The organism is Xenorhabdus sp. PB62.4, from assembly GCF_014467285.1.
Taxonomy (GTDB): Bacteria; Pseudomonadota; Gammaproteobacteria; order Enterobacterales; family Enterobacteriaceae; genus Xenorhabdus.
This window is the reverse complement of the sequence record NZ_NKHR01000005.1, coordinates 1-12,491: the sequence shown is the minus strand read 5'-3', so window position 1 is coordinate 12,491 and position 12,491 is coordinate 1. Positions and strand designations below refer to the sequence as shown.

At 43.0% G+C, this 12,491-nt stretch carries 12 protein-coding genes and 1 riboswitch; of the genes, 9 read left to right on the top strand and 3 right to left on the bottom strand.

Annotation, left to right across the window (positions count from 1 at the left end; genetic code table 11):
* The first annotated feature begins 212 nt into the window (after positions 1-212).
* Complete coding sequence (locus Xenpb_RS06165) at positions 213-1,475, top strand: hypothetical protein (protein WP_368666802.1); 1,263 nt, start codon at positions 213-215, stop codon at positions 1,473-1,475.
* A 28-nt stretch (positions 1,476-1,503) separates the two neighbouring features.
* On the opposite strand, the gene thiQ is transcribed toward Xenpb_RS06165, so the two are convergent.
* The 3 genes from thiQ to thiB are packed head-to-tail and all read right to left on the bottom strand — an operon-like array spanning position 1,504 to position 4,794.
* Entirely contained in the window at positions 1,504-2,208 is a 705-nt protein-coding gene (gene thiQ / locus Xenpb_RS06160) for a thiamine ABC transporter ATP-binding protein ThiQ (protein WP_187653535.1), read from the bottom strand.
* Positions 2,201-3,805, bottom strand: a complete 1,605-nt coding sequence (gene thiP / locus Xenpb_RS06155; RefSeq protein ID WP_187653534.1) for a thiamine/thiamine pyrophosphate ABC transporter permease ThiP — start codon at positions 3,803-3,805, stop codon at positions 2,201-2,203. Before thiP ends, thiQ begins: the two co-directional genes overlap by 8 nt.
* The gene (thiB, locus tag Xenpb_RS06150; protein ID WP_187653533.1) at positions 3,781-4,794 is read right to left on the bottom strand and encodes a thiamine ABC transporter substrate binding subunit; all 1,014 of its coding nucleotides are present in this window, start codon (positions 4,792-4,794) and stop codon (positions 3,781-3,783) included. Before thiB ends, thiP begins: the two co-directional genes overlap by 25 nt.
* A 141-nt stretch (positions 4,795-4,935) precedes the next feature.
* Positions 4,936-5,040: riboswitch (TPP riboswitch) on the bottom strand.
* 116 nt (positions 5,041-5,156) lie between these two features.
* On the opposite strand from thiB, the gene rppH reads away from it, so the two are divergent.
* The 8 genes from rppH to Xenpb_RS06110 all read left to right on the top strand — a co-directional run bounded on the left by rppH (position 5,157) and on the right by Xenpb_RS06110 (position 12,256).
* On the top strand, positions 5,157-5,687 hold the full coding sequence (gene rppH / locus Xenpb_RS06145) for an RNA pyrophosphohydrolase (RefSeq protein ID WP_187653532.1): 531 nt from the start codon (positions 5,157-5,159) through the stop codon (positions 5,685-5,687).
* Between the two features lie 9 nt (positions 5,688-5,696).
* Complete coding sequence (gene ptsP, locus Xenpb_RS06140) at positions 5,697-7,943, top strand: phosphoenolpyruvate--protein phosphotransferase (protein WP_187653531.1); 2,247 nt, start codon at positions 5,697-5,699, stop codon at positions 7,941-7,943.
* 221 nt (positions 7,944-8,164) lie between these two features.
* A complete protein-coding gene (gene lgt / locus Xenpb_RS06135; RefSeq protein WP_187653530.1) occupies positions 8,165-9,070 on the top strand; it encodes a prolipoprotein diacylglyceryl transferase in 906 nt (301 codons plus the stop codon).
* Entirely contained in the window at positions 9,067-9,861 is a 795-nt protein-coding gene (gene thyA / locus Xenpb_RS06130) for a thymidylate synthase (protein WP_187653529.1), read from the top strand. The genes lgt and thyA overlap by 4 nt, the downstream gene beginning before the upstream one ends.
* Before the next feature lie 290 nt (positions 9,862-10,151).
* Positions 10,152-10,733, top strand: coding sequence for a prepilin peptidase-dependent protein (locus tag Xenpb_RS06125; RefSeq protein ID WP_187653528.1), 582 nt, complete (start codon positions 10,152-10,154; stop codon positions 10,731-10,733).
* 68 nt (positions 10,734-10,801) lie between these two features.
* Positions 10,802-11,401, top strand: coding sequence for a prepilin peptidase-dependent protein (locus tag Xenpb_RS06120; protein WP_187653694.1), 600 nt, complete (start codon positions 10,802-10,804; stop codon positions 11,399-11,401).
* Between the two features lie 7 nt (positions 11,402-11,408).
* Positions 11,409-11,867 (top strand): YgdB family protein, encoded by a 459-nt coding sequence (locus tag Xenpb_RS06115; protein WP_244170903.1) that lies wholly within the window; start codon positions 11,409-11,411, stop codon positions 11,865-11,867.
* Complete coding sequence (locus tag Xenpb_RS06110; RefSeq protein WP_187653526.1) at positions 11,864-12,256, top strand: prepilin-type N-terminal cleavage/methylation domain-containing protein; 393 nt, start codon at positions 11,864-11,866, stop codon at positions 12,254-12,256. Before Xenpb_RS06115 ends, Xenpb_RS06110 begins: the two co-directional genes overlap by 4 nt.
* The last annotated feature ends 235 nt before the right edge of the window (positions 12,257-12,491 follow it).

The following is a 12,491-nucleotide window of genomic DNA, read 5'->3' as shown; positions in this document are numbered from 1 at the left end:
CAGCAACCTCGTTTATACATTTATTGTCCCCTTGGCTTCCGATGCACGATGCAGCCAGAACCGCCACTTTATTTTTTTCTATAATCAATTTTTCCTTTTTTATTTTGTTATCCCGGCGTGTATTTGATGCCAGACACTTTACAGACAGCCGGATATGGATCGCCTTTGCTTTGTATGTAAGTGCTCCCGGCTTGGTTCGTCACAGTCACGATATGTTTACTGATACCTCATTGATAGCAGGAACAACCATCGGCTTATATGGCTTACTGGGGTTAATCAAACAAGAAAAAACAAGTTACTCCTGTTTATGGTTAATTATCGGTACAGTTATGACATTGTTATCAAAAGGGGTATTTATTCCGGGATTATTATGGATTTGCTTGCTTCTTGCCCCCATTTTTCTAAAACAGTGTCGCACTAAACAATATGGGTTAAATACTTTTTTGTCAGGCATTATTGCACTGGTATTCATCCTGCCGTGGCCAGTCATGTTACTTATTGAACATCCTGATTTATTTAAAGTCTGGTTTTGGGATAATAATATCGGTCGCTTTTTAGGTTTCTCTGTTGAAGACCTCGGAGCCAGAGGTAATTTAACTATGATCCCCGAAGCCGTGCTTTTATTCGCTCTGCCATCAGGAGTTTTGGCTTTCATCTTCATATTAATGAATCCAATCAAGTCATTGTCTGATGAACACTATTTCCTTTGCTCCGCATTTGTTGTATTAGGTGTTGTTTTATTACAAATATCAGCCTCTGGCCGGGCATTATATTTACTGCCTTTTATTGCACCTATGGCGATTTTAGCAACACAGACCTTCATTAAAATACCTCAAATAATCTATAAATATTTGACCTTATTTTCCTCCATACTTTGGTCTGTTCTGATTATATTTTTATGGGGCTGTTATTTCTTAGCACTTTTCACGGATTATAAACACTGGTTAACGCCACTTGGCAGATGGTTGCCAATGAGTTATCAGATACATTTTTCTGGATTTATATTTACTATCGCTGTTTTAATTACAGCAGTATGGGTAGCCAAAAATTGGCTTATTTCTAAATCTCCCGCTTTGCGCGCCGCCCAAAATTGGGTTCTGGGTATCGCCACAGTTTGGGGATTAGTCTTTACATTATTTGTCGGTTGGATTGACTACACCAAAGGTTATCAAGGCACTTTTCTTGATTTAAAGGAGAAGTTAGCAGGGGTATATCAAGATAATGACTGCATGGCTTCATATAATATTGGCGAATCTGAAGCGCCAATGCTCTATTACTATGCCCATATTTTGCATCAACAACAGAAAACCTTTGATGCCCCCAAAAAATGTGATTGGTTGCTTGTTTTATTTTTATCTGAAGAGATAGATCCTGCACCTAAAGGCATGGTGTTATTTTGGCAGGGGCATAGGCCGGGTCAAGATCGTGAAAATTTGGTGGTTTATAAAAAGGCGGGGTTGGGAGATAATAAATAATTTAAATAAAGCGCCATTTAATGGCGCTTTATTTATAGCTATCTATCCCCAAAATCACCGCCTCATCAGCCTCTCCACTCATCAATTTATCTGTTGCACCATCATAATGAATTTTCCCATCCACAATCAGTAACGAACGTGGAGCGATTTTTGCTGCGTCATCAAGATTATGAGACACCATCAATAGAGTAATTTGGCGTTCACGACAGATTTGATCCAGCAATTCCAGCATTTCATTACGTAAAGCAGGATCAAGCGCTGAAAAGGGTTCATCCAGCAATAAAATAGGTTGATGGCGAACCAAGCAACGTGCTAATGCTGCGCGTTGGCGTTGACCGCCAGAAAGTTGAGCGGGTAAGCGAGAGAGGCATTCCTCCAGCGATACCTGAGTAGCGATCTGCTGGAGTATTTGCTTTTGTTCGGTATTTAAGCGCAATCCGGGGTGTAAACCTAAACCAATATTTTGCGCAATGGTTAAATGGGAAAACAGATTGTTTTCCTGAAATAACATAGAAACAGGCCGCTTAGAAGGAGGGGTATTCGTATGATCTTCATTATTCAGCCAGATTTTTCCATGCTCAGGAAATTGGAAACCCGCCATTAAACTTAATAAGGTACTTTTGCCTGCTCCGCTTGGACCAAGGATCGCAATGCGTTCCCCGGCTTTAACGTTCACATCAAACTGCATGGCAAGATGTTCGTAAGTATAAGTGACATTATCGAGTTTAATCATGGCGTCGGCTCGGTAGACGTTCAATAACAGTGAATAAAATAAAACAGAGAAGAAGCAGTAAGAACGCGGTGACTGCACCATCCTGACTGCGGTATGCCCCAATTTGTTGATAAAGATAGAAGGGCAGAGTACGAAAATCTTCGTTGCCAAATAATGCGACAACCCCAAAATCACCAATTGACAGTACACAGGCGAAAGCCAGTGCTTGTGCCAATGGGATTTTCAGAGCTTTAAGCTCGATGAGACGCAGCCGATGAATACCCTGAATATTGAGGGAACGGCATAGAGGGTTGTAGCGTTCAGCCAAATCACGCATTGGATTTTCTAATACTTTTAAAGCATAAGGGATCGCCATCAGTGCGTTGGTCAAGATAACCAATCCGTAAGGTGATTGGGGTATGCCAATAGTGGTATTCAGTAAAAGGAAAAAACCTGTAGCAAGGACAATACCCGGCATGGCAAGAATCAGCAAACCGCTGGTTTCCATCGCTTGTCCCCAGTGCGATAAATGACGTAAACGTAATTCGCGGCTACTCCATAGCAGCATCATGGTCAGTACGACACAAAGTAATCCGGCGCCCAGTGCAATCACGATGGAAGTGATAAGGGCCTGCCATAAAGCGGGCTGGCTCAGGACAGTAAAAATACTGAGGTTCAGTCCATCGATAATGACGGCTAGCAAAGGAGGCAGCAGAAGTAGTAACGCCATGCTAATCAGTAAACCATCGGATAGTTTTCTCAGCCATGAATCCTGTGGATTACGCCATTTTTGTTGATGGCTGTAACCGACAGAAAAGGTGCCTTTGAGTTTTTGGCTGAGTAATACCAAACTGAGGCAGCAAAAAAGTTGTATCAGGGCGAGCAGGGCAGCTTGAGAGAGATCATAGTCATAACTGATTGCCTGATAAATAGCCAGTTCGATAGTGGTAGCCGCAGGGCCGCCACCCAATGCAAGCACAGTGGCAAAACTGGCAAAACACAGCATGAAAATCAGTGCGCCTGTCGGCAAAATTTGGCGACGCAGATAAGGCCACTCCACAAAACGAAAATGTTGCCATTCACTCATACCAAGTTGGGCTGCAAGTTGCCGCTGTTCGGTGGCAATATTTTCCAGAGATTGCAGCAATAAGCGTGTTGCCATCGGCATATTAAAGAAAATATGCGCCAGTAGAATTCCTTGTAACCCATAAGGCGTAAAACGGTATTCAACCCCTATCCATTGGGAAATATTTGCCAGCCAGCCGGTTTGACCGTAAACAGTGAGAATACCAAACAGAGCGACCAAAACAGGAAGGATCAATGTCATTGCGCATAAGCGCAGAAACAGCATCTTGCCCGGAAAATGGCGGCGATAAAGCGCCCTTGCAAGGAAAATGGCGGGTATTACCGATAATACGGCAGATAAGAACGCTTGCCGGAAGGTGAACTGAATCACATGCCAGAGATAATTGTCATGCAGGAATATCTGCCAGTCGCTTTCAGGCGCATTGAACCACAGCGTACCAAATGCCGACAGGGCAACGATAATTAACAGGCCGGAGGCAATAACCCCCGGCAATATCCAACCCGCAATTAACGGCTGACAGCGCTTTGCCATATACGGATCCATTTGGTACGGTGTTTTGCCACATCATCTGCATTGAATAGCAGGGATTTCTCAGGAACCGTGAGTTGCTTGAAAACCTCAGGCAAAGGAATATCAATCACGGGGTACATCCATTGAGTCGTCGGGAGGGCTTGCTGGAATGCCGGCGATACCATGAAATTCATGAACTTTTGTGCCAGCTCAGGCTGTTTGCTTGAGGCTAATTGGGCTGCGACTTCAATCTGCAAATAATGCCCTTCCTCAAATATCGCCGCCGCATAATTATCTTTTTTCTCTGACATAATGTGATAGCCCGGTGAAGTGGTATAGCTCAGCACCATATCACCTTCGCCTTTTAGGAACAGGCCATAGGCTTCACTCCACCCTTTCGTGACAGTAAGCGTCTTTTTGGCTACTTTCTGCCACTCCTGTGCGGTGTTATCGCCATAGAGCTCCTGCATCCAGAGCAGGAAGCCCAAGCCCGGAGTGCTGGTGCGCGGGTCTTGATAAATAATCTTCCAGTTCTGGTGACTATTGATTAATTCATCCATACTTTTTGGTGGGTGAGGTAAGGTGTTCTTGTTGTAAATGAAGGCAAAGTAACCGTAATCGTAAGGAATAAATGTTGTATTGTTCCATGGGATGGGTAATTTCAGTTTTGATACATCAACATGGCTTGGTGCAAACAACCCTGTTTGTTGGGCGGCTTGGATCAAGTTGTTATCCAAGCCCAGCACGATATCTGCTGATGTTTTTTTGCCTTCCATTCTCAAACGGTTCAGTAAGGATACGCCATCTTCCAGAGCAACAAGTTTCAGTTCACAACCACACTCTGCTTCAAAGGCTTTTTTAATGGCTGGGCCAGCTCCCCATTCAGAGGCAAATGAATCATAAGTGTAAACTGTCAATGTTGGCTTCGATTGAGATGCTTGGGCAAAGACACAGGCAGAAATCAATAGCGTATTGATGGCGATAAAACTGAAAAATAATTTCTTAAACACTTTGCTCTCCTGTAGTTGTAGGCATTAGTTGTAGGCATTAGTTGTAGACATTAGTTATGGACATTAGCCATTAACGTTCGTTATTAGCAGATTGGCAAAGGATCTGAGAAGGTGCTAAATGAAAATTACTTATTTTATATCAAGGATTAGCGTCTCAAATCCCTACGCCGGTACTAACCGGTTCAGGTTCGACGGGTTTGTTCTCAGCAAAACTGTTTCATTACAGCCGCACCCCGTTGAGATGGCGGTATTGTAGAGACTTAAGCTACGTCTGCAAAGTCCAATCATAGAGGTTTACCGCTTGAGGTGAGTGTGAAACAATTAGCCATCTTTTCAAATGTATTTTATCGAGAGGTAGTCTGGTGATCGATGATGATGGCTACCGCCCGAATGTAGGAATTGTAATTTGTAATCGCCAAGGGCAGGTTCTGTGGGCCCGCCGTTATGGGCAGCATTCCTGGCAGTTTCCTCAGGGGGGTATCAATCCGGGGGAATCACCAGAGCAAGCGATGTATCGCGAGTTGTTCGAAGAAGTTGGTTTAAGTCGCAAAGATGTACGGGTCCTCGCCTCGACCCGTAGTTGGTTGCGTTACAAATTACCCAAGCGTTTGGTGCGTTGGGATACAAAGCCTGTTTGTATTGGGCAAAAGCAACGCTGGTTTTTATTGCAGTTGCTGTGTAATGAAGCAGAAATTAATGTGCAGCGCAGTAAAACGCCGGAATTTGATGGCTGGCGTTGGGTTAGTTATTGGTATCCTGTCCGGCAAGTGGTTTCTTTTAAACGGGATGTATACCGCCGCGTGATGAAAGAATTTTCTTCCATTGTGATGCCAATACAGGAATCTGCTTCACAGATACATTCACCTTATTTACATCGTCGTAGAAGAAGTTAGGTAATTGTTATGCTCACGCGCTTACGGGAAATTGTCGAAAAAGTGGCTATGACAGCTAATTTATCTGAAGCGCTTGAGCTGTTGGTCAATGAAACTTGTCAGGCAATGAACACGGATGTCTGTTCTATTTATCTGGCAGATCATCAGCGACATTGTTATTACCTAATGGCAACCAAAGGGTTGAGAAAACCCCGAGGTCAAGCGATCAGTCTGGCTTTTGATGAAGGCGTCGTGGGCGAAGTCGGACGTTTGTCTGAACTAATCAACCTCGCAGATGTCCGCGAACATCCTAGTTTCAAATATATCCCCCAAGTCAAGGAAGAAAGCCTGCGGGCTTTTTTAGGTGTGCCTATTATTTATCGCCGTCAGTTGCAGGGAATATTAGTTGTTCAGCAACTTGAACGGCGGTTGTTTGATGAAAGTGAAGAATCTTTCATGGTTACACTGGCGACTCAGCTTGGTGTTATTCTTGCCCAGGCGCAGACAAAAGGGTTATTTGGTCAGTACCGTCAAACCCGGATTAAGGCTCTCTCTATTTCTAATGGCATTGTTATGGCTCAGGGATGGCAGGATCGTTCACAACCTTTGTTGGATCAGGTATCTGAGGCATTAACGCTGGACTATCAGGCTGAACGATCAAGACTGACTCGGGCCCTGGAGCAAACTACAGCGGAGTGTCGCCGGATTAGCAAGCGTTTCACTGTGAGTTCACAGAAAGAAAGTGCTGCCATTTTTGATCTCTATTCTCATTTATTAAATGATCCCCAACTCAAGCAAGATCTGTTTTATTCCGTCGATAATGGTTTTATGGCGGAATGGGCGATCAAAGTCGTGATTGAAAAATACGCCGAACAGTTTGCCAGCTTGCAAGACCCCTATATGCGAGAAAGAGCGTCTGATCTGCGGGCGCTTGGGCAGCGGGTATTGTTTCATCTGGATGATTCTTTCGCTGGCGCTGGTCAGTGGCCGGAACGCTTTATTCTGGTTGCCGATGAGCTTAGTGCCAATTTGTTGGCCGAAATGCCGCAAGAACAGTTAGTTGGCGTAATTGTGCGTGACGGTGCGACGCATTCCCACTCTGCGATACTGGTTCGTGCGATGGGGATCCCGGCTATTATGGGAGCGGATATCCAACCTGAACTACTGCATAACCGGACGCTTATCCTTGATGGCTATCGCGGAGAAATTTTCGTTGAACCAGAGCCGCTTATCGCTCAGGAATACCAGCAGATCATCGAAGAAGAACATGTCCTCAGCAAGCTGGCTGAAGGTGAACAGCAGCAGCGAGCACAGCTCAAGAGTGGTGAGCGGGTTTTGGTGCAACTTAACGCAGGCCTGAGTCTGAAACATGAGCAGCAAATAGCGGATAGTATTGATGGCGTCGGGCTATATCGCACAGAAATCCCCTTTATGCTGCATAACGGTTTTCCATCAGAAGATGAGCAGAAAAATCGTTATCAGGAGATGCTGGAACTTTTTCCTGATAAGCCTGTAGTATTGAGAACACTGGATATTGGTGCAGACAAACAACTTCCCTATATGCCCATCAGTGAAGATAATCCCTGTCTCGGCTGGAGAGGAATTCGTATCACTCTGGATCAGCCTGAGATTTTTCTCATTCAGCTTAGGGCAATGCTGAAAGCCAATATACACACCGGCAATCTAAAAATACTTTTGCCAATGGTGACAAGTATTGAGGAAATTGATGAAGCTCGAAAACTGATTGAAAGAGCGAAAGCTGAGGTTGAGCAAACCATCTCTGACATAATCCCCATGCCCCAGATTGGTATCATGATTGAAGTGCCATCTACGATTTTTCTGTTGCCACAATTAAAGAAGCGGATTGATTTTGTCTCTATTGGCACGAATGACTTAACCCAGTATTTACTTGCAGTGGATCGCAATAATACCCATGTCGCCTCACTCTATGATAATTTACACCCTGCGGTGATTAGGGCGCTAAAACTGGCCTTTGATGAATGCCAACGCCTTGATCTTCCTATCAGCATATGTGGTGAAATGGCGGGTTTACCGATGGGGGCATTAATATTGCTTGGTTTAGGTTATCGTAGCCTGAGCATGAGTGGCCGAAGTGTTCCACGCATCAAATATTTGTTGCGCCAATTGGGTGTGAACAAACTCGAAAGCCTTATAGATGTGGTACTGAAAGCCGAAACCAGCCAGCAGGTAAAAACTTTGTCAGCCGAGTTTATGGAATCGCATGGGCTAGGAGGATTAATCCGAGGCGGTATTTAGCATTGAACCAGCTCAAAATTCCTTGGATTAGGCACTGGAGTTAATCCAAAAACACCGTAAATTTTATGCCTGAAATTCGATGTCTGACGATAAGGGCGGAGAACAGTCACTTGGCTATGCTATTATTTGTCTGGAGTTATTCAAGCAAAGTAATTTATTCGCATAAGATAATTTATCTTCCATATCATTTATTCACACAACATTACTTTTAGTGGGGAACGATGAGCACTAGCTATCTGGAATTTCCTAAAATTGACCCAGTCATATTTTCAATCGGGCCTGTATCCCTCCACTGGTACGGTTTTATGTATCTGGTTGGTTTTGTTTTTGCCATGTGGCTAGCAAATCGCCGTGCAGCAAAGCCAAACAGTGGCTGGAATAAAACCGAAGTTGAGAACTTACTATATGCAGGGTTTGTCGGGGTTTTCGTCGGTGGACGCCTCGGTTATGTTCTGTTTTATAACCTTCCAATGTTCCTTGATAATCCTCTCTATCTGTTTAAGGTTTGGGATGGCGGCATGTCCTTCCACGGCGGGCTGGTAGGAGTTATCTGCGCCATGTGGTGGTTTTCCCGCCGGACTAAACGTCATTTCTTACAGGTCGCTGACTTCGTTGCTCCATTGGTTCCTTTTGGTTTGGGCATGGGGCGTATCGGTAACTTTATCAATGGCGAACTGTGGGGACGTGTCACGCTTGATACGCCATGGGCGATGTTATTCCCGGGTTCCCGCAGTGAAGATATCGCATTGGCGACAACCGATCCTTCTTTATGGCCGATTTTGGAAAAGTATGGTGTCCTGCCTCGCCATCCATCACAGTTATACGAGATGGTGCTTGAAGGTATTGTGCTGTTTATCATCCTCAATTTATTTATCCGTAAATCACGCCCGATGGGAAGCGTTTCAGGTCTGTTCCTGATTGGTTACGGTGCATTCCGTATAATAGTCGAATTTTTCCGCCAGCCTGATGCGCAGCTCGGGTTGTTTGAAGGGATTAGTATGGGGCAAATCCTTTCTGTGCCAATGATTCTGGTCGGAATTTTAATGATGGTATGGGCGTATAAAAGCCCTGGCAACAAAGCTCGAAACAACGATTCCCGAAACAATAAGATACAAGAGGCAAAATGAAACAGTATCTGGATTTAATGAAAAAAGTGCTGGAAGAAGGCACGGCAAAAGATGACCGTACCGGTACGGGAACTCTCTCTATCTTTGGTCATCAGATGCGTTTCAATTTGCAGGAAGGTTTCCCGCTGGTAACAACCAAGCGTTGTCATCTTCGCTCCATCATCCATGAACTGCTTTGGTTCTTAAATGGTGATACCAATACCCAATATCTGCATGATAATGGCGTGACCATCTGGGATGAATGGGCTGACGAAAATGGCGATTTGGGGCCTGTTTACGGTAAACAATGGCGCGCCTGGGGCTCGGCGGATGGTCGTCAAGTCGATCAATTAACCCAAGTTCTTGAACAATTAAAAAATGATCCTGATTCACGCCGGATTATTGTTTCCGCATGGAATGTTGGCGAGTTGGATAAAATGGCATTGGCGCCATGCCATGCTTTTTTCCAATTCTATGTGGCCGATGGCAAACTGTCCTGTCAGCTTTACCAACGTTCCTGCGATGTGTTTTTAGGATTGCCGTTCAACATTGCCAGCTATGCTTTGTTAGTGCATATGATCGCTCAACAGTGTGATCTTGAAGTGGGTGATTTTGTTTGGACAGGTGGAGATACCCATCTTTACAGTAATCATATGGAACAAACTAAACTTCAGTTAAGCCGTGAGCCACGTGCATTACCTAAATTGGTTATTAAGCGCAAGCCTGATTCATTGTTTGATTATCGATTCGAAGACTTTGAAATTGTGGGTTATGATCCACATCCGGGCATCAAAGCCCCAGTCGCAATTTAAGAAACGATACCAATAGTTTCTTAACGTAATACCAAATTATTAAAGAGCGGGTTTTGCCTGCTCTTTTTACATTTATCGTCAGAGGTTCTCAATATTAAAAATTAGCTGCTTATCACTTTTGCGTGTTGCCTCCCAAATAAAATGAAAGAGATTATTTCATCGTTATTTTTCCCTGAAATCACTTCGCATAATGAAATAAATTGTCTTCCTATTTTTCTATGAATCAAAGATATTCTCGCCGAAAGAAGCACGCCTTAATTATAAAAGGAATTGGCGTATAAGAGATTGATATGAGAATAATTATTAAGAAGACAAATACTAAGGTAGAAAATTATCCCGAAAATAGTTTATTAAATTGCAAAGCAAATAGGCGAGTAAACAGACCTGAACAATCAGGATTTACATTATTGGAGTTATTGATAGCGATGCTGATTATCTCCATTAGTTTGTCTTATGGGCTGTATTATTGGGGGCAATATCAAAACCGCCTGAGCTTGCAATCAGCGGTGCACAATGTTTTGTCCTTTATGGAAAGGCAACAGGCTTTGGCAAATTATCTGAACCAAGATCGTACACTATGGTTAGTTATGGGTCATTCTTGGTGTCTGATATCTTCTGTGACCAAGGTATCTGATTGCACTGCAGAACATGGAGAACGGGTTAATTCTCCTCATGGTGATGTTTTTTTGGCATCATCTACGACTGAACGCATTGATTTTTATGGTATTAGAAACACGGCAATGCCGGCCAGTTTCATGATGGCAAATTCTGCGGGTGAAATTAGTATTGTGATTTCGGGACGCGGTCGGATTAGAACGTGCAGTAATACAATTAGCCAACTTCCTGATTGTGAGGGAATAAAAAATCCATGATCATGATGCTGACTGCTTTTTGCTTTAAAATTACTTTTCGTTTTAAAACTACCTTCTGTTTTAAGGCTATGTTCTGTTTTAAGCAAAAACAGACAGGGTTTTCCTTGTTGGAAATAATGGTAGCCATGTTGATTAGTAGTGTTATTTTTATTGCCATGACCAAAACCTATCCGGTTTTATCTGGTCAGGTCTTCGATCTCTATCGTAAATATCGGCTGCATTATTTAGTGAATAGAACCGTTTATTTGATGGAAAAAGATATCCGGCGGGCAGGTTATTGTCAGGATAAAAAACAGTGTGAAGGTGAACCATTGATCATTAAAAATAAGAATACAGAACCTGCCAGCTCCTGTTTTATTGTCGCTTTTGATCTAAACCTAAATAATCGGTGGGAAAAACCTGATCATATTGAATCCGAGTTTTTTGGCTATCGCCTGAATAACCAGGCACTTGAATGGAAAAGAGGGGCGAGTGATTGTCAGGAAAATGGTTGGGAAAGGTTATTTGATCCTAAAGAGATTGTGATTGATACCTTTCACCTTGAAAAATCACAGGCAAAAAAAGGGCTGATTTTTGTCACGCTGTCCATTAAAGCCCATTGGCTGAAATCTTCATCTATTGTCTATCATCACCAAACGACAATCCGGCTACGTAATGTCAGGGAATAAAGAAGATATGGCAAACAAGCAGCAGGGAAATATTTTGCTGGTATCGATAATAATGTTATTGGCGCTGAGCTTAATGATGTTGAAAGCGCTCCATTATCAACAAGAAAACGCGATGCTTATGATGATGGATGAACAACATTATCTGAATGCTTTCCTGCGGGCAGAGTCCTCATTGGCATGGGGAAAGGTGCAACCATGGCAGATCAATCAGCAAGAAATGGATGATTGGTTTTGTTTGCAACAGACAGAGTTTAATTTGAAAAGCTGTTTAAGACGTTATTCGGATGAGCTTTTTTTATTAAAAGGGATAGCTCCATTCACCTCAGGGGAAAATATTGAACTTTATCAATGGATGAAACAGATGAAACACTTAAATCAGGATACACTTATTTCTGTTGGGCTGATTCCCGTTGAAAGTGGTTGGTTAGATTTTTGCCCTGTTCCTCAGGTTGAATTTTGTTTATGAAAAGGAACCTTCACCTCGGGCGGCAAGAAGGCATGAGTCTGCCAGAAGTTCTGGTAGCATCTGTTGTATTTGCGATCTCGTTATTGGGTTTAATGCGCTACCATCAGGCATTGTCAGCAAATTTTCAGCAATATTGGGGGCAACTTAAGGCAATCCGTTATGCCCATGATCAGTTGGAACAGTATGAACGTTTGGAAGGGCAAATAGGCTCGGGTAAAACAGAAGGAGAAATGGCGTCAAGGCAGAAATGGAAAATGGAGTTTCAACGAGAGTTTCACTCTTTGGAATGCTTTCAGGTAACGGTTAAATTGACAGTATATTACAATAAACCCAATAAATTAGAACGCTGGTTTTGTGCAAATGGGAGGCATAAAACTAATATCTCTTAAGGTCTATTTAAGTAAATAACTACAAGTAAAATAAATGAATTTATCATTTTAAATTCTATTTAAGTCTACTGTTGTCTTTATAAATATATACAATTTATTGTATGGTTTGGTCACGTATTCAATCCGTTGATGGTGGTATATAATTCCCCTTTTTTCGGAGAAATTAAATGGCGATGATTGAAGTAAAATGTCGATTTTGCCAACGAACAGAATTCGTCAAAAAGCACGGTAAAGG